Raw genomic sequence first — 18,587 nt, forward strand, 5'->3', positions numbered from 1 at the left:
CATTGATTTTTTGATATCGCAAAATCATTTAAAATTTTAAAAAATGGCTTGATAGATGGCGAGGGCATCTTGCTCAGTCATGTCTTTTGGATTGTTTTGAAGCAGTCTGGTTTGTAGCATTGCATCTCGCGCTAGCATTTCTAACTGATGTTCTTTTACACCAAGCTGACTTAATTTGAGTGTTAATCCACTTTGATCTAAATGTCGTTGCATATGATCAATAAATAAATCACAAAGACCATCTGTACTGCCTTGGCTATAGGGGTCAAGCCATTGCATCAATTCAGCGTAATATTGTTTTGCTTCGGGTGCATTAAATTTCAAAACTTCAACCAAGACCAATGCATTGGTATGCCCATGAGATAAATGAAAATGCCCACCTAAGGGATATGCGAGTGCATGCACTGCACCTACAGGGGCGTTGGCAAATGCTTGACCTGCAAGCATAGACCCCAAAAGCATATTCTGTCTGGCTTCTAGATTTTGACCGTCTTGTAAAACGTATTTCAGATTTTTATTCAGTAGTTTTAACGCTTGTTTTGCCAGAACATCGGAATAGAAATTCTTTTTGATTTTTGATGTGTAAGCCTCTATGGCATGGACCATCGCATCAATTCCTGTTGCTGCGGTAATTTGAGCAGGCAAGGATTGGGTAAATGTTGCATCCAATATTGCTGTATCTGCATAGAGCACAGGGGATACAATACCCGTTTTGGTGGTTTCACCTGTGGTGACGATTGATATAGGCGTGACTTCTGAACCAGTGCCAGCGGTAGTTGGAATTAAAATAAGAGGAAGGCGCTGTGCTTTGGTATTGTTGACGCCGTAAATATCCTGAATGCTTTGTGTTTGTTTTGGATCGGCTAAAACAGCAATCACTTTGGCGACATCTAAAGAACTACCACCGCCAAAACCAATGATCGCATCAACTTGATGTTGCTTGGCAAATTCGACAGCATTGAGGACCACATGTTCAGGTGGATCGGCTTGAACATCTGCATATACTGCATAAGCTGTGCAAGTACTTGAAAAAATATCAAGAATTGGTTGATGTAACTGATGGGTGATCATGCCAGCATCGGTCACCAATAATACTTTCGAGTATGAATGTTCAAGCAGTATGGTTTTAAGTTCTTGCACAGTACCTAAACCAGAAATAATGTTTTTTACAGTTTGAAATTGAAATTGACTCATCGCGTATCCTTTTCAGTATAAATTAAACATTATTGTTTTCTTGCTCTATAGGATTCATCCCTTAAATAACTTAACATAAGCATCTGTAAAAGAAATGAACTTTTGAGGTTGTTATGTCGTCCAAAACGCCATATAAGGTGTTATGTGTTTGTTTAGGTAATATTTGTCGTTCTCCTACGGCTGAAGTAGTCCTTCGACACTTTTGTGACGCAGCGCAATTGAATGTTCAAGTTGATTCTGCAGGCACCAGTAATTATCATCCCAATAAAGCCCCTGACTTGCGTAGTCAAAAACATGCTTTAAAACGTGGCTATGATTTATCTGCACTTCGAGCAAGACAACTGACACAACAAGATTTCTTAGATTTCGATTTGATTCTCGCGATGGATTTGGAAAATTTAAGGGATATTCAAGCGCTTTTACAACATGCGATCATTCGTTTTGGTCAGCATCAAATCCGAGCTCAAGTTGCGCTGATGAGTGAGCACGATCCAAAGTATCTCAAACAAGCTTTGCCTGATCCTTACTATGGTGGCGATGACGGTTTCGAACGTGTCTTAGATCAATGTGAATCGGGTAGTCAAGCTTGGGTCAATGTTTTCCAAAATCAGTTCCAGACTTCAGCACAGCACTAAAATGAGTTATGAAATAAAATGATTGATGTTCAAACACAATTTCAATTGAAGTCATTCAATACCTTAAATTTGAATGCTGTGGTCTCTCATTACACACAGGTCCATTCGCAAAACGATCTTTGTGAAGCTTTGGCATATGCAGAGCAGCATGGCTTAAATGTTTTAATTTTATCGGGTGGCAGTAATATGCTGTTGCCTTCACACATCGATGCTTTAGCAGTTCACATGCAGATTCAGGGCATTGAAATTTTAGCCGAAGATAATACGACACATACTGTTCGTGTTGGTTCAGGACAAATATGGCATGACTTTGTGCTGTGGACGACTGAACATCAGATGTATGGGCTTCAGAATCTCGCTCTTATTCCAGGTTTAGTCGGGGCATCACCTGTACAAAATATTGGTGCTTATGGAGTTGAAGTTGGTGAATTTATTGATTATGTTGAAGTTTATGATCGTATAGAAAAGAAATTGACTCGAATCAATGCCCAAGACTGTCATTTTTCGTATCGTCATAGCATTTTTAAAGATGATCCAAATCGTTATGTGATTACCCATGTTGTTTTTAAATTGTTGAAGCAACCGAATTTAAAAATGAATTATGGTGATTTGAAAACCGCCATGGGGGATGACATCACGGCTGAGAATTTACAACGGCAGGTTATCCATATCCGTCAAAGTAAATTGCCCAATCCGAATGAATATCCAAATGCGGGAAGTTTCTTTAAAAATCCGATTATTTCACAAGCACAGTACAATGCATTGAGTGAATCATATCCTCAAGCGCCGCATTATCCGCAGGGCAATGATCAAGTTAAAATTGCAGCAGGCTGGTTGATTGATCAAGCTGGGTGGAAAGGAAAACAGCTTGGCAAAGTGGGGATGTTTCAGAAACAAGCGCTAGTCTTAGTGAATTATTCCGACGCAGATTTATCTGATGTACAAGCGACATATCGCGCTGTGCAACAAGATGTGGTAAAAAAGTTTAATATATTATTGGAACCTGAGCCTGTTTTGTTTAATGAAATTGGTTTAATTCAATCACATACAACATAATTTTGATTAAAGGACACTATGACGAAGCAACATTGGATGATTCGCTCAGTACGAGTAATGACGATATTTTTCGTTTTGCTCGGCTGTTTCATAGTGTTTTGGTATAGCCCATTTTATTCAAATATTGTGGTTAGAGCATTAAATGCTTTGGTTCCAGTTGAAGTTGATCAAGTTGCTGCACAAAGTCAACAAATGGCCGCTTTAAGTGAATCTGAAGGTTTAGAGCCAGGATCAGCAGCATGGATTGCACGTCAAGCTTATTTAAGGGTCATGGAAGAAGCGATTCACTCTGCAAATACCCAAGATTTAACCTTGATTCAAGCACGCTACAAGCTGCTCAAGGCAGAATTAGAAGAGCAACAATTGGAAGAAAGTGACAAAAAAGAGGAAAAGCCTCAAATTCCGTTGTTGCCAAAATATGAAGAGAGTAATAGCCCAGCTTCTGAGCCTAAAACCCAAAAGGTGGCTCTAGACAAAAATGCAGATGATGAAAGTGGTGCAAGTGAAGTACTGCAAGATAGTCCTTTTTTGCTCAATCAATATGATACTGAAGAAAATAAAGCGCTGATGGATAAGTTTTTAGCTTTTTTAAGAACTCATCCGATTAAAGAGGAGAACAAAGAAGCGATTGATAAAGAAATTTATCAAGATATTGCTTTAATCCAAAATCAGAGTAATGAAAAGAAAAAGTCTAATTCTGAACCTTATGCCATTGTGATCTTAGGTGGAGGATTAACCTTGGCTGAGAATAAATCAGATATTGTGGTCAATGACTATACTCGTTTAAGATTAGAAAAGACTTTAGAAATAGAAAAACAAACCCGTTTACCCATTGTGCTTAGTGGCGTTGAAGCAAGCTATATGCAAGCTTGGTTGAAAGAACGAGGGGTTGAAGCCAAATTATTAGAAGATCGAAGCATGAATACCTGTGAAAATACACGTTTCAGCTCATTATTATTACAAAAAAAAGGAGGTGCGCCGACCGTATTACTCATTACTGACCGTTACCATATGCCAAGAACGCGTCGCTTATTCGCTTTGAATGGAATTGAAACCATTCCCGTTGAAGCACCTATGCCGACACAGTTGACGCCATGGCAACCGAGTAAGAGTAATTATGATCACAGTCGTCGTGCCAATTATGAAATGTTAGCAACCATTCGAGATGTATTGTTTGGTTCAAGTGGTTGTCGAGAGGTGCCATAATGGCAGATATTCCATTTTTAAATCCAAATATACTCAAATCATTGGATTTGCCTGTACCAAGTCGTCAGGAAACACCACTTTTACTTGAACCATTGAATCTGAATCGTGCCTATGAACCGAGTAAGGCCCTTCAGGCTTATCGGCATTTATACGCTTTGGATAAACTGGATGCAGACTTTTGGCAGGGCTATATCAAAATGCCATTGTTTAAGCTGCATACGCAAATTTATCGTCCTAAAATTGATAACATCAAAGGTACTGTGTTTTTGCTCCATGGTTATTTGGAACACAGCGGTATTTATCAACCGATTATCCGTGAATTGTTAGAGCAGGGCTTTAGTGTCTTGACCTATGATTTACCGGGTCATGGTTTAAGTGATGGTAATGCTGCCAGTATCCAAAATTTTGATCATTATCAACAAGTACTCCATGCTGTACATCAGTATGTGAAACATGCTGAGCAACTGCCTCAGCCTTGGTTGGGCATTGGCCAAAGTACAGGTGGGGCAATTTGGATGCATCATCTTTTGGACTATGCACAGCAACGAAAAAATCCGATAGTTGAGCGGGTTTTATTGTTATCACCTTTGGTTCGACCTGCAAAAACGTCATGGTGGCACAATCCAGTCGGTTTGGGCATTATTCGCCGTATTAAGAAAGAAGTTCCCCGCCATTTTAAACGCAATAACCACAACCCTGAGTTTCTGCGTTTTGTACGCTTAAAAGATCCATTACAACCTCGTATGATGGGCATGGACTGGATTTTGGCCATGTCAAAATGGATGCAGGAAATGGAAGATCGCCCTGCGTGTCGAATTCCTGTTTGGTTGGCGCAAGGTGCGCAGGATCAAACGGTCGATTGGCGTTATAACATTGAATTTATTCGCCGTAAGTTCCGTTTACAAACCTTATTGATGTTAGAAGAAGGTTCACATCAACTTATCAATGAACGAGCTGATATACGAGCAGCACTGACAGGGCTTATTCCTGCTTTTTTACATGCACAAAGTACAAAGGATTATTATTAACCCTTTGTTTTAAAATACTTTAACTTTAAAAATCTAAACTTTATAACGATAATAATGGTCATTCGGCTGTGAAAGAATATCAGTTAAAAACCCATACCTTTAAACTTAACCATGTCTTAAAAGATAAAAATTCAGTACTGACACGTTTTGGCGCAGACAAAAATTTAAAGTATGAAATTTATATAGACAATGAACAAAAATTCTTGTGTCACAACGATCATGTCCAAGTGATTTATGAAGAACATAATCAGAAAATTTTAGCCGTACTCAATCAAACTCAACAGCTTTTGTATCTTGCACCTGTGTTAAATGCCTCACAATCAAAACCAATGGGTTATTCAATCAGGCGTTTCTCGCTGATTTGTATCATTTGCTTTGTATTTTGTTTTGCTATGGTCATTGTCAGTCAAATGATCCGTTACAGCGATATTTTCTTAGGTGACCTTTATGATGTGTTGCCGTATATTTCTTTGAGTGGTGGTGTAATAGCATTGTTCTGGTTTTGGACAACTGAAGTAAAAGCTAATGAGCATTTAGTCCAAGCCATTTATCAAACATTGGGATGGCCGAATATGAAACCGGAAACATTAATTTGTTTTCAGGCAACCAATTCGTATTTTGAATTACAAGATCATCTTTATGATGTCAGTGCAATTTTAAACGTCATTGAAAGATTCGATGTTGAAAAGGTAGAACATATACAGAAGTCTTGGTGTGAAGAAAAAGATGAGTTCAATTTATGCGAAGCTCAACGAAACCAGTTCAAGTTAGTAGAACAAAGTGGACAACTAAACACATTAAAATTAAAACAAATAGCAGATTCAGAAGAACATACAGATCCATTTACCCAGCTTAAAGCCAAAGTCGATGATATTCCAATTTATGGTTATGTGGATGAATTTTACACTCAAGACAAAAGCCAAGTCAGTGTTATTCGATCGTCATTTCGTGATCATTTAGGATATTATTTTTGGTATATGTATGATGAAAAGCGTTATCTATATATGGATGAGGATGCTGTTACGAGTCTCATTAACGTAACGTCGAATTGGAAAGCCAATTTATATATTTGGAGTTTTCTTATTGGCATGAATGTGATGTTTGCAGTGATTTGGGGCGTGATTGATGAAGGTGAGTTTGTTGATCAATTTGCCTTTGCTTTCTTACATATCCTTGCATTTTATTTGTTCGTAGGAGCATTGGGATGGGTATATCTGTTCTTTTTTAACGCCGAAGACAAATGGACGAGGCAGCGAAATATCAATCAGTATGTATTTCATCAACTTAAAAACATGATAAAACTTCCAAATTCTATGCATGTTGATGCTTTACAAAGTTTAAGAATGAAAAGAAGAAATAAAGATTTATTGAGTCGGACAGGTTTTGATCTGAAATCAAAATTAGGACGCTTTGAATATAAATAGCCTAAGCAAATTAAAGCCTTAATTTGCTTAGAAAGTGCTAAAAACGTTCACAGCTCGACATATTCCACATACGATAGTAGAAATTCTCATCATCTTTATTGTCACAGGTCAGCAGTTCACCATCTTTCAGCCAGAAATGTAATTGAGCATAATTTTTGATTTCACGATCATTGACTCGTTGTGCCAAATGATGCGCTTTAATATCCCTTGGATGGTCAAGGCCTGCAGCAGCAATCATCTCAGAGAGTGCATGTAAGGTATTTTCGTGGAAGTTAAACACACGCTCAGCTTTAGACGGCACATGTATCGCTTTTTGACGATCTGGGTCTTGCGTTGCAACGCCTACAGGGCACTGATTGGTATGACAACTCTGCGCTTGAATACAACCCACGGCAAACATAAAACCACGAGCTGAATTGACCCAGTCTGCGCCAATTGCAAAAGTACTGGCAATATCGAATGCACTGATGATTTTACCACTTGCCCCAATTTTGATTTTATCTCTAAGCCCAACACCCACCAATGTATTGTGCGTAAACAGGAGGGCTTCACGGAGCGGTGTACCAATATTGTCACTAAATTCAATGGGCGCGGCGCCTGTTCCACCTTCAGAGCCATCAACCACAATAAAATCTGGATAAATTCCCGTTTTGAGCATGCCTTTGACAATACTCATAAATTGCCATGGTTGGCCCAAACACAATTTAAAACCGACTGGTTTTCCACCTGATAAATCACGCAATTGTTGAATAAAATGCATCATTTCAATGGGATTATGAAAGGTCGAATGTGATGGTGGCGAAATACAATCACGATCTCGTGGTACGCCTCGAATTTTAGCAATTTCCTCTGTGATTTTGTGTTTCGGTAAAATCCCGCCATGACCTGGTTTAGCGCCCTGCGAAAGCTTCACTTCAATCATTTTAATACTGGGAAGTTTGGCTTGTTGCGCGAATTTTTCAGGATCAAATTTGCCATCTTCAGTACGACAACCAAAATAACCACTGGCAATTTGCCAGACAATATCACCGTTATTTTCAAGATGATAAGGGCTTAAACTGCCTTCGCCGGTATCGTGATAAAAATTCCCCATGTGCGCACCTAGGTTTAATGCACGAATGGCGTTGGCACTTAGACTCCCGAAGCTCATAGCCGAAATATTCATGATTGAAGCGCTATAAGGTTGTGCGCATTGTTCATTGCCAATGGTGATTCGGAACGTTTTAGGATCGGCAGGTAATTTGGGTGATAAAGAATGCGTGATAAAACGATAATCTTGCTGATAAACATCAATTATCGAGCCGAAAGGTTTATCGGCATTTTCATTTTTGGCACGTTGATAAACCAAGCTACGTTGCATACGTGAAAATGGCAGCGCATCTTGATCAGATTCTATAAAATACTGGCGAATTTCAGGACGAAAATCTTCAAAAATAAAACGAAAATGTCCCATAATGGGGTAGTTTTTTAAAATCGAATGTCGGTTTTGTAAAACATCATATAGCCCTACAAGGCTGAGCAGGCTGGTGATGAGCCATAAGATGTTTAGCGTTACATCTGACATGAAATAATAAATATAATGCAGATGATAAAACAACCTAAACCATGTGATGCTTAAGGCTATGATAATACAAAGAAACCAAATTGAGTGGCGAGAAAAAAAGGTATTCAGGAGCTTATGTCTTATTGCTTGCGATGGGCTTGCCATTATTATATTTTCCAAATTCTTTAATGATTAAAATAACGAAATTTAATCAATACTCGCAAGTAGTGATTTGTGAGACCTAAGTTTTTTTAACTTAGATCTCTTTAAAATATTATTCTTGTTCAGCTGGAATGAGCATTACAATTGAATCATTTAAAAGGTCAACCAAGTCTTCAAGCATATCTTGATCATAGAAATCTTCATTCAGCTCAACATATTCACCATTGGCAATCTGTTTGAGTTTTTCAACGAAAACTTCACTGATACATAGACTTTCACCATTCGCCCAGAAGCGAGTTTCACCTTCAATATCGCTATAAAGAAGACGTGAAGCCGGTTCAAGTTTGAGTAAGTAACCTTGATCCAATGCTTCTTCTAAATCACCTGTTCCTACAGGTTCATTTTCAGGAATATTATTTGGATAGCTGGGTTGTGAAAGTGAACGCATAATCGCTTCGTTCAGTACATGTGGATTATTGAGCTGAGCCAAAAGCTGTTCACGTAAATAATCGAGTTCTACAGTGCTGATTTCACCAATCGCTGTTGCTTGTTGGCGTTGAATATCGACGACTGGATTTTTGAGTATTTCATTTTCAGCAAGACAATCACCCACACTATCCATCATGTCTGAAACGTTTGGCATACGGAAACCAAATGAATAGGTTAAGCACTCATCTTCAGCAACACCATAATGTGACAGGCCTGGTGGAACATAGAGTAAATCACCTGGTGCAAGCACTTCATCAAAATGTACATCCATTGCAGGTAGTAGTTTTAGTGGCTGACCTGCTACAAACTCAGTATTTTCATCGCACATTTGACCCAATTGCCAACGACGATGTCCATAACCTTGCACTAAAAATACATCATAAAAATCGAAGTGTTTTCCGACCGAACCGCCTTTAGGGGCATAAGACACCATAATGTCATCACGTCGCCATTGTGGAACAAAGGGGAATTTATTCCACATTTCAGCCAAATCGAAAGAATAATGATCAACAGCTTGAACAAGTAAAGTCCAAAGCTTAGGCATCTTTTGAAAATCGCCTTTAATCAGTGGAGATGACTTAACCGTCCACTGATTGGGATCTTTATCTTTTTGCTTAATCAGACGAGCTGTGACTTCATCTTCAAGTGCCAGTTCCATGACATCATTGGGTTCTAATAGACCTGCAATTTCAGGCAATGCATTACGTACTAAAAGCGGTTTTTTTTGCCAGTATTCTGAGAGAAATTGTTCAGCGGTAATGCCGCCTAATACTTCTAAAGCTTGAGACATGATAAGGACTACAATTAAATTTAGTGTATTGTCCCTTGAACTGTGGAGGCACTGCAAGGGACATCGCTTTAAAAGCTATTATTTTGTTGTGGATGAGTGATATAAAAGGATATATTCAATGATTGAACATGGTAGTTTTTGAGAAATTAGAAATTTCTACTTTGGGGTTACAATTTCATTTCGTAACAGCCATTATTTTAAATAGAAGTCAAAAAACTCCAAGGAAATCGGTATACTATTAATATTTATTGAGTAGATAAGAGAATTAAATTAGTGAAATACTCAAATGAAAAAATAGTAAAAGCTCTCTTATTTGCTCCTTTACCGTTACTTTTTTTCACAGCAGTCCTGTTTATCGTAATGAATCAGGAGTACAGCTTATACTCGATTTTCGTGGTTCTGGTAGGGCACGGTCTTGTCTACTTGGCTTATTGTATTTTGACTGTGCCTTTTAGCTTCATATTCTCAATTCTTTTAAATCGTTATAACAGTCTTAATTTATTAACCATCTGTATTACCTCTATAATTATCGCTGCTCCATTTTTTATTCTTTTTGGATGGAGTCACACAGGACAAATTTCGAAAGAATGGTGGAAAATGTATACCAATACATGGACTATCCTTATGGCTTTATTTCCTGGCTTATGCTATTGGCTATTTCTGATTAGCCTAAAAGATAAGAAATCAAAGGATGTTGGATAAATCATTGCGTAGAGATTCTTAAATTTTCCTAAAATTAATATAATACACGTTATGCGAGATAATTTTAATTTTTAATAAATTTCATTATCTTATATTGATTTTTGGCGCTCGATTATTAATGGTATGGCTTTTTTGTTTAGTAAAATTAATTACGATCAGTTGTATTCATCTGAGCTAAGAGCAGACCGTTTTTTGAACGATTACATTACAATCAAAAAAAACCGAGTGATTCAACTCGGTTTTTTACGAAAAACAGAAAATCAAGGAACCAAAATTTTTAAATCTCTTAAAATTTCGCACAGCTTAATCATCGGCATACCCATCAATGTTGTTTGGTCTTGCCCCATCATTTGTTCAAAAAGACTAATACCAAGACTTTCACACTTAAAACTACCGGCACAATGCAGTGGCTGATCACGCTCAACATAACGCTCAATTTCGGTCAAACACAGTTTGCGAAATTTGACCTTTTAATGTTCAACCAGTGTTTCTTCAAAACCAGTCGATTTCTGTTGCACACTTAAGGCAGTACTAAAATACACAATGCGATCTGAATTGCCCTGCAATTGCTTAATGGCTTTTTCAACGGTTAAAGGTTTCCCTATAAAAATATCAGGAGCACCTTCACGCCAAGCCACTTGATCAGAACCAATCACGATAGCATCGGGATATTGTTCAGCAATCGCTTGGGCTTTTTCAAAAGCCAAACGTTTGGCTAAATCATCGGCATGCAGTTCACCACGAGGTGACTCATCAATATCAGGGGATATGCTGCGGTATTGAATTCCTAAACGATTCATCAAATCTTTACGTGTTTGGCTACTGGATGCCAGAATCAGATCAAGTGAGTCCCCAGCCTGTAGAATTCGATTATGTGTCATAGGTCATCGCCTTTGAAGAGTCGAACATTAAACGGCATATTCCATGAGTAAATCTAAAGGTACATAAGCCAAAACAGCTTGATGGCATGCTTGTAATTTCACATTAGGCGCTTTATCTGCTTGGTATGCTTCAACCCAACGGGTCACACAAAGACACCAAAAATCTCCAGGTTTAAGACCAGGAAAACCAATTTCTGGTAAAGGGGTGGTCAAGTCATTGCCGACACTTTGAGAAAAACTTAAAAACTCTGATGTCATTTCGACACACACCGTATGCTGTCCAAGGTCGGTTGTCGCTGTATGACAAAATCCATTCCTGAAATAACCTGTGATTGGGTCAAAACAACAACTGGCCAAGGGTTCGCCAAGAACATTTAAGCGATTGATATTTGGATCTGGATGAATAGACATAAGCTCACAATTTTAGTTGGTCTGTAACTATGATAATCAAATACACAGCTTTCGACAGCATTTCTGCAAAAGTTGCTAACTTTTTTTACCATAATCATTTAGAATCTACGCGATTTTAATATCTAAAAAGTGAGCGATACATGAACTTTCAGCGTATGACTGATCTGGATTTGGCAGGTAAGCGTGTACTTATTCGTGAAGATTTAAACGTTCCTGTTAAAAACGGTGTGATTACAAGTGATGCGCGTCTTCGTGCTGCATTACCAACAATTAAAGCAGCGATTGAAAAAGGCGCAGCGGTAATGGTTTATTCTCACCTTGGTCGTCCAGTTGAAGGTGAGCCTAAAGAAGAACAATCTTTAGCACCAGTAGCTGCTTACTTAACTGAAGCTTTGGGTCAAGACGTTAAACTCATTACTGAATACTTAGATGGTGTAGACGTTGCACCAGGTCAAGTGGTTCTGCTTGAAAACTGCCGTTTCAACGTGGGGGAAAAGAAAAATAACCTTGAATTGGCAGCAAAATATGCAGCACTTTGTGATGTTTATGTGATGGATGCATTTGGTACTGCACACCGTGCAGAAGCTTCAACTGAAGGTGTTGCGCGTTTAGCGAAAGTGGCTGCTGCTGGTCCTTTACTTGCTGCTGAACTTGATGCTTTAGGTCGTGCTTTACAAACACCTGAAAAACCAATGGTTGCAATTGTTGCAGGTTCTAAAGTTTCAACAAAACTTGATGTATTAACTTCACTTTCAGATATCTGTGATCAATTGATCGTGGGTGGTGGTATTGCTAACACATTCTTGGCTGCTGCAGGTTTCAATGTTGGAAAATCACTTTGCGAAAATGATTTGATCGACACGGCAAAAGCGATTGCTGCAAAAGTATCTGTTCCATTGCCTACAGACGTTGTTGTTGCAGATGCATCTGAAATTGATTTTGCGGATTTCTTAGGTTCGTTGGCTGCTGCAAAAGCTGTAGTGAAGAAAGTAGAAGATGTGTCAGACAACGACATGATCTTGGACGTTGGTCCAGAAACAGCAAAAGCATTTGCTGAAATTTTAAAAACATCGAAAACCATTCTTTGGAATGGCCCAGTCGGTGTGTTTGAAGTTGATCAATTCGGTGAAGGGACAAAAACACTGTCTTTAGCCATTGCTGAATCTGCTGGTTTCTCTATCGCAGGTGGCGGTGATACTTTAGCGGCAATTGATAAATACAATGTTGCGGACAAAATTGGTTATATCTCTACAGGCGGTGGTGCTTTCCTTGAGTTTGTAGAAGGTAAAACACTTCCAGCTGTAGCAGTGCTTCTTGAACGTGCTTAATGTCCATGTGATATTTGATATAAAAGGGGGAGCTTTGGCTAACCCTTTTTTATTAGAGGATATGAATGTTCTTGTGAATTTTAAAGATAAATGATTTTATGATGATATTTGAGTGAATTGGTCGTATATTAATTGGGTATAAACTTAATTTTATTTAGAAAATATACCAATGAAAACATATAGAAAAATTTTGGTTTTATCGATTATTTGTACTTCATTTTCTTGTTTAACAAAATCTGAAGAGACTCTCAATCATGTAAAAGTAAGAACAGAACCCCGAATTGATAAAGTTTTAGGTCAGAAAATTGATTTTTCTAATAGTTCCTTGTTTGAATATGAAGAATTATATGAGATTAATCTAGAATTTGATCATAGAAAAATCATATTAAATAAAAATAAAATGGATGTTACATTTTATACTGACCCTAAAGATAATTTTAATAAAATAAAAGCAAATATAGGTTTTGATTTATATGAAAATAATGTCCAACAACCTGGCCAATATCACTTAAATTTAAATTGTCCCGTAACTAAAGAATGGTTTACGGAGGAAAAAGTTTTACATCAAGAGCAGATCAAAGAGGGAAAGAAAATTTCAACTTATAATCTCATTTTTTATGTATTGAAGAGTGAAGTTGTAGATAAAGGTAGTTATGCTTTTAGTTTTAATCCTCAAGACTTGAAGCCTATAAAAATTGAAGAGACAGATTCTCAAAAAGAGTTACTACGCTTGGAACATACTTCATCTGATCAAGAAATGTTAAGAATGAGTATAATGAATATTTGTCAAACTATTGATACAGATTTGTTTATGGCAGATATCAATAGAAATGTGATTACAGAAATTACCCCACTTAATTAAAGTCAATTGGCGCGGGTAGGGAGAATTTTACGTGAAATTTTTCTGAATGCCTTTTAATTGATTGATTTACAATGCCTATTTAATAACGTAATAAAAATGAAATATATCTGTAATAAACTATTTTTATGCAATCATGTACTTGGGTAAAATAATGAAACTTAAATTTGCACTTGCAGTACTTTTAATCGCTCCTTTGGCTTTAACAGCTTGTGCAAAACCAGACGCACCAGCTTCACATGAAGCGTCATCATCGGAAGCTGCAACTGAAGTGACAACAATTTCAGCAGAGCAACAAGCAGCGATTGATGCCTTGGATCAACCAGTCCAAGATGAAAAAAATACAGATGTTCCCGCATCAGTTGCACAAGCGCCAGCAGATGCAATTACGACTGAATAGTACGAAGAAATGTGTTTGAAATGAGATGTTGTACAGCAGTATTGTTGTAATTTATTTAAATGTCCCTGCAAAAGCAGGGATTTTTTTTGAAATAGTGTCATTTGTTGCTGAATTGAAACACATGACAGGGTAGAATATGAGGCATTACCTGGGAGGAAATTATGGCTCTTATTTCATTGCGCCAGCTCTTGGATCACGCCGGTGAACACAGCTACGGCGTACCAGCATTTAACGTAAACAACTTAGAACAAATGCGCGCAATTATGTTAGCCGCAGATGAAACGAATTCACCTGTTATCGTACAAGCATCAGCTGGTGCACGTAAGTACGCAGGTGCTCCTTTCTTACGTCACCTTATTTTAGCTGCGATTGAAGAATGGCCTCATATTCCAGTGGTTATGCACCAAGACCATGGTACAAGCCCTGACGTATGTCAACGCTCTATTCAATTGGGCTTTTCATCAGTGATGATGGATGGTTCTTTAGGTGCAGATGGTAAAACACCGACATCATACGAATATAATGTTGATGTGACTCGCCGTACAGTTGAAATGGCGCATGCGTGTGGTGTTTCTGTTGAAGGTGAGATTGGTTGCCTAGGTAGCCTTGAAACAGGTATGGCGGGTGAAGAAGATGGTGTAGGCGCAGAAGGCGTTCTAGATCATTCTCAATTACTTACTTCTGTTGAAGAAGCACGTCAATTCGTTGCAGATACGAACGTAGACGCATTAGCGATTGCTGTCGGTACTTCACATGGTGCGTACAAGTTCACTCGTCCACCTACAGGTGATATTTTGGCAATTGATCGCATTAAAGAAATTCATGCGGCTCTTCCAAATACACATCTTGTGATGCACGGTTCAAGCTCTGTGCCACAAGAATGGTTAGCGGTAATCAATGAATTTGGCGGTGACATCAAAGAAACTTATGGTGTTCCTGTTGAGCAGTTGGTTGAAGCAATCAAACACGGTGTACGTAAAATCAACATCGATACTGACTTGCGTTTAGCTTCGACTGGTGCAATGCGTCGTATGATGGCTGAAAAACCAAGTGAATTTGACCCACGTAAATTCTTTGCTTCTACTGTAGATGCAATGAAACAAATCTGTATCGATCGTTATACAGCATTTGGTACAGCGGGCAATGCAGATAAAATTCGTCCAATTTCTTTAGAGAAAATGGTTGATCGTTATAAATAATGGTTAAAATTATTTATACAGATCTGTTGATCTTTCAAAGAAATTTGAAATGTTGATAGACTCACATAAAAAGCCCACTTGATTGTGGGCTTTTTTATAGCATAATGATTTTTTTAAAATTTTTAATAAGAATGAGTCATAAATGGAATTAATATTTTCCGCTGCTTTATGTAGTGTTTTAGTCTCAATACTGCTTAAGGTCTGTAAAACGAAAGGATTCGATGCCTTGCAGATGATTGCTTGGAATTATGCGATCGCCAGCATTTTATGTTTCTTTTGGTTTAAACCTGATTTAGCGCACATCTCAATTGAAAAAACACCTTGGTGGCTCATTGCGACCTTAGGGGTGGTATTACCCACTATTTTTTTATTATTAACAAAATCCTTAGAAACTGCGGGCATCATAAAAACAGAAATGGCGCAGCGTTTATCTGTTGTTCTGTCATTAAGTGCAGCCTATTTTTTATTTCATGAACAGTTTAGCCAACTCAAAATCATCGGAATTGCTTTAGGTATTGTTGCGGTCTTGATGATTATTTTTCCAAAATCAGGATCAGGATCAGGATCAAGCAGTCAATCTGCCAAAGCCATGTTGTATTTACTTTGTGTATGGGCGGGATATGCTTTGGTGGATATTTTGCTTAAATACACCACAAGCTTGGGTTTGCAGTTCGCCGTTTCACTGAATTTAATGTTTATTTTTGCTTTTGTGCTCACCATAGGATATTTGAGTGTCACAAAAACGAAGTGGAATACTGCAAATATATTGGCTGGTTTTAGTCTTGGGGTTTTAAACTTTGCCAATATCGCACTTTATGTTAAGGCGCATATGTTGCTTAAAGATTCACCTGCGATTGTTTTTGCTGGCATGAATATTTTGGTGGTTTTATTTGGTGTTGTGGCGGGTTTAATGATCTTTAAAGAGAAACTCAATATGGCAACAGCATTCGGACTGACGTTAGGCATTGCTGGGGTGATTTGTTTGGCTAAGGCTATCTAAAGTGTTGTAATCAATGCTATATTGGAAAAATAATTAAGGCTCAAATTGGTTGATAAAAAGCAAGAAAAGAAGTAGAGATGTGTTAGTTTTCTTCTCTATATGACGAATAATAATTGTGGATAGATGTATTGTGAGTAACATGCTTGAAATGGTAGCGTCAATTGAGAAGTGACTACTGGTATAAGTAATAGAATATAAAAGCAATAATGATGATCAAAATAAGGGGGAATAATTTGCTCAATTTTAGTATTCAGTCATGGAATGATTTGATTGCACAGCAAGGTGATTTAGAAAATGAATTGTCGGCGCTTAAAAAATCACTTATATCGCACGCAACGTCTAAAACCTTCTTGGCAAAAAAAAGTGATGCAAAAACGTCTCTAGAATCGTTGACGAATAATGTATTTTTAAAAGAAAAATATACCGAATTGCAAGGTCGTATCATTGATCAAGCGCTAGATCATCCTATAGAACAACATGTCAATAATTTGCAGCATGGTGTAAAAATACTTCTAGAAATTCCTCAATTACAAATAGCGTTTTTAAATTTTCAAAATCAACTCAAACACCTTGATGCCAGTGCTTTTGGTCAAACAGCGGTGCAATTGAGAGAAAAAATCTCAGATCAAATCCGCGATCATCAAGTTCAGCTCGATACCATTGATAAATCTAAAATAACATCAATAGTCTTTCACTTATTACTCAGTTTGGTTTACGTCAATTTTCAGAATTTTGATAAAAAGCAAAAAATAGAAGATGTATATTTGAATTATTTAAATAATATTCAAGCCAATGCCATTGCCATATCCAGAACACATTTAAGACTTGAAGCGAATGTTCAAAGTGATTCCTTAGCAATATTAGCGAAAAATTCCACACTCAAGTTGCTTAATGAACCTGCAGAACCACTCTGGGCAAAAGCCATTACGGTGTTGGATGGCCAAGAAATATCGGGATATATTGCAAAAGCTTATTTAAAGGAAATCCATTAATTTTAAAGACGATTCAAGAACAGTATTTAATGTTTTGGATTAGTCATATAGGCGGTAAATACCTTTAAAGCGTTCACAACCTTGTTGTTTTGTATTCACAACCAATACAGCGGTTTGAAAACTAAGTTGATACTTACAGTCATTTTCATTATCTAAAATTTCATTTTTCTTATTAGGCGTTGTATATGCCAGCAAGGGAATGACTTGGGATTTTATGCCATTATTCGGGTTGCGATAGGCGATTCCCTCAACCTTGATACGATCTTTAGTCAATTGATGGATTCGTAAATGAACAGGTTGCTTAGCCAATTGACCAGCTTCATATTTTAGATAATGCTGTGTCAACGTTTGGTTCATAGACGTATAGACGTTCAGATCTTCTTGTCGACGTTCTAACTGTTGCTTCACACAATGTGTACTTCTGCATTGTTGTACATAACTGAGCCAGAGTTGATGTGTGTCATCTAACAATCGTAAGGGCGCATCAGTCACCAATGTCGCAGTCAAAGACATGTCATCAAGCTCAGTCCGTATAGATTTGAACTCATCACGACAAAGTTTGGCATAATTTTTTTTAAAATCAGATTGCTCACATTGCAAAGGCTTTGCATATGACAATGTTGTGCCTATATAGCTTATAAATAAGACAGAAATAACTGTTTTAATCTGATTCGATACGTTTTTCAACAACATGATCGCTTATACTTTTAGAATGTTTGCATACGTACTATAGCGAAATACAAAGTGTGAATACAAGATTTCAATTTTTAAAAACGTTGTTTAGGAGCTTAAAGTGATTCTACCTATTCGTATTGGACAAGGAATGGATGTACATGCATTTGAGGAAGGAGACTTTGTCACTTTGGCTGGCATTCAAATTCCACATACGCACGGTTTAAAAGCGCATTCTGATGGTGATGTGGTGTTGCATGCACTTTGTGATGCATTGTTAGGTGCTTTAGCTTTAGGCGATATTGGACAGCATTTCCCTGATACAGATCCTGATTTTAAAGGCGCGGATAGTCGTGTGCTGTTAAAACATGTGTATCAACTGATTCTAGATCGTGGCTATCTACTTGCCAATGCGGATATTACCGTGGCATGTGAACGTCCTAAATTGGCACAGCATAATTTAGCGATGCGCCAAAGCATTGCTAATGTATTAAATGTCGATGTGATGCAAATTAGTATTAAGGCAACAACAACAGAAAAACTGGGCTTTACAGGGCGTCAGGAAGGCATTTTATCGACTGCTACAGTACTCATTACTCATCAAGCATGATGAGTA

At 37.7% G+C, this 18,587-nt stretch carries 18 protein-coding genes and 1 pseudogene; 13 read left to right on the forward strand and 6 right to left on the reverse strand.

The annotated features are described in order from the left end of the window. Positions 1-36: 36 nt before the first annotated feature. Complete coding sequence (locus G8E00_RS06965; protein WP_166223053.1) at positions 37-1,194, reverse strand: iron-containing alcohol dehydrogenase; 1,158 nt, start codon at positions 1,192-1,194, stop codon at positions 37-39. Positions 1,195-1,307: 113 nt separating this feature from the next. Here G8E00_RS06965 and G8E00_RS06970 point away from each other — a divergent pair, with 113 nt between their 5' ends. From G8E00_RS06970 to G8E00_RS06990, 5 genes are all read left to right on the forward strand, one after another. Next, a complete protein-coding gene (locus G8E00_RS06970; RefSeq protein ID WP_166223056.1) occupies positions 1,308-1,829 on the forward strand; it encodes a low molecular weight protein-tyrosine-phosphatase in 522 nt (173 codons plus the stop codon). Positions 1,830-1,850: 21 nt separating this feature from the next. Beyond that, positions 1,851-2,885 (forward strand): UDP-N-acetylmuramate dehydrogenase, encoded by a 1,035-nt coding sequence (gene murB, locus G8E00_RS06975; protein ID WP_166226469.1) that lies wholly within the window; start codon positions 1,851-1,853, stop codon positions 2,883-2,885. Positions 2,886-2,903: 18 nt separating this feature from the next. Then, the gene (locus tag G8E00_RS06980) at positions 2,904-4,091 is read left to right on the forward strand and encodes a YdcF family protein (protein WP_166223059.1); all 1,188 of its coding nucleotides are present in this window, start codon (positions 2,904-2,906) and stop codon (positions 4,089-4,091) included. Further along, complete coding sequence (locus G8E00_RS06985) at positions 4,091-5,119, forward strand: alpha/beta hydrolase (protein ID WP_166223062.1); 1,029 nt, start codon at positions 4,091-4,093, stop codon at positions 5,117-5,119. Before G8E00_RS06980 ends, G8E00_RS06985 begins: the two co-directional genes overlap by 1 nt. A 68-nt stretch (positions 5,120-5,187) precedes the next feature. Next, positions 5,188-6,543, forward strand: coding sequence for a hypothetical protein (locus tag G8E00_RS06990; protein ID WP_166223066.1), 1,356 nt, complete (start codon positions 5,188-5,190; stop codon positions 6,541-6,543). A 37-nt stretch (positions 6,544-6,580) separates the two neighbouring features. Here G8E00_RS06990 and G8E00_RS06995 read toward each other — a convergent pair whose 3' ends face one another. Continuing rightward, positions 6,581-8,251 (reverse strand): FMN-binding glutamate synthase family protein, encoded by a 1,671-nt coding sequence (locus G8E00_RS06995; RefSeq protein ID WP_166223070.1) that lies wholly within the window; start codon positions 8,249-8,251, stop codon positions 6,581-6,583. A 109-nt stretch (positions 8,252-8,360) separates the two neighbouring features. Further along, positions 8,361-9,527, reverse strand: coding sequence for a ribosomal protein uL16 3-hydroxylase (locus tag G8E00_RS07000; RefSeq protein ID WP_166223073.1), 1,167 nt, complete (start codon positions 9,525-9,527; stop codon positions 8,361-8,363). 273 nt (positions 9,528-9,800) lie between these two features. Here G8E00_RS07000 and G8E00_RS07005 point away from each other — a divergent pair, with 273 nt between their 5' ends. Next, entirely contained in the window at positions 9,801-10,229 is a 429-nt protein-coding gene (locus tag G8E00_RS07005; protein ID WP_166011992.1) for a hypothetical protein, read from the forward strand. Positions 10,230-10,489: 260 nt separating this feature from the next. On the opposite strand, the pseudogene G8E00_RS07010 reads toward G8E00_RS07005, so the two are convergent. Beyond that, positions 10,490-11,110: pseudogene (locus G8E00_RS07010) on the reverse strand (Maf family protein). 27 nt (positions 11,111-11,137) lie between these two features. After that, positions 11,138-11,521: a DUF2237 family protein gene (locus G8E00_RS07015; protein WP_166011993.1), complete on the reverse strand. Its 384-nt coding sequence runs from the start codon at positions 11,519-11,521 to the stop codon at positions 11,138-11,140. Between the two features lie 140 nt (positions 11,522-11,661). On the opposite strand from G8E00_RS07015, the gene G8E00_RS07020 reads away from it, so the two are divergent. The 6 genes from G8E00_RS07020 to G8E00_RS07045 all read left to right on the forward strand — a co-directional run bounded on the left by G8E00_RS07020 (position 11,662) and on the right by G8E00_RS07045 (position 17,299). Next, positions 11,662-12,849: a phosphoglycerate kinase gene (locus G8E00_RS07020; RefSeq protein ID WP_166223076.1), complete on the forward strand. Its 1,188-nt coding sequence runs from the start codon at positions 11,662-11,664 to the stop codon at positions 12,847-12,849. Between the two features lie 169 nt (positions 12,850-13,018). Then, positions 13,019-13,711, forward strand: a complete 693-nt coding sequence (locus G8E00_RS07025) for a hypothetical protein (protein ID WP_166011995.1) — start codon at positions 13,019-13,021, stop codon at positions 13,709-13,711. 151 nt (positions 13,712-13,862) lie between these two features. Then, positions 13,863-14,108 (forward strand): hypothetical protein, encoded by a 246-nt coding sequence (locus G8E00_RS07030; protein WP_166223079.1) that lies wholly within the window; start codon positions 13,863-13,865, stop codon positions 14,106-14,108. Between the two features lie 161 nt (positions 14,109-14,269). Beyond that, a complete protein-coding gene (gene fba, locus G8E00_RS07035) occupies positions 14,270-15,307 on the forward strand; it encodes a class II fructose-bisphosphate aldolase (RefSeq protein WP_166223082.1) in 1,038 nt (345 codons plus the stop codon). Between the two features lie 142 nt (positions 15,308-15,449). Next, entirely contained in the window at positions 15,450-16,307 is an 858-nt protein-coding gene (locus G8E00_RS07040; protein ID WP_166223085.1) for a DMT family transporter, read from the forward strand. Positions 16,308-16,540: 233 nt separating this feature from the next. Then, complete coding sequence (locus G8E00_RS07045) at positions 16,541-17,299, forward strand: hypothetical protein (RefSeq protein WP_166223088.1); 759 nt, start codon at positions 16,541-16,543, stop codon at positions 17,297-17,299. A 39-nt stretch (positions 17,300-17,338) separates the two neighbouring features. Here G8E00_RS07045 and G8E00_RS07050 read toward each other — a convergent pair whose 3' ends face one another. Then, the gene (locus G8E00_RS07050) at positions 17,339-17,992 is read right to left on the reverse strand and encodes an A1S_1983 family putative colistin resistance protein (protein ID WP_166223091.1); all 654 of its coding nucleotides are present in this window, start codon (positions 17,990-17,992) and stop codon (positions 17,339-17,341) included. A 100-nt stretch (positions 17,993-18,092) separates the two neighbouring features. Between G8E00_RS07050 and ispF the strand changes: the two genes are divergently transcribed. Then, the gene (ispF, locus tag G8E00_RS07055) at positions 18,093-18,581 is read left to right on the forward strand and encodes a 2-C-methyl-D-erythritol 2,4-cyclodiphosphate synthase (protein WP_166012001.1); all 489 of its coding nucleotides are present in this window, start codon (positions 18,093-18,095) and stop codon (positions 18,579-18,581) included. Positions 18,582-18,587 lie beyond the last annotated feature (6 nt).

This window comes from Acinetobacter shaoyimingii, from assembly GCF_011578045.1.
Lineage (GTDB): Bacteria > Pseudomonadota > Gammaproteobacteria > Pseudomonadales > Moraxellaceae > Acinetobacter > Acinetobacter shaoyimingii.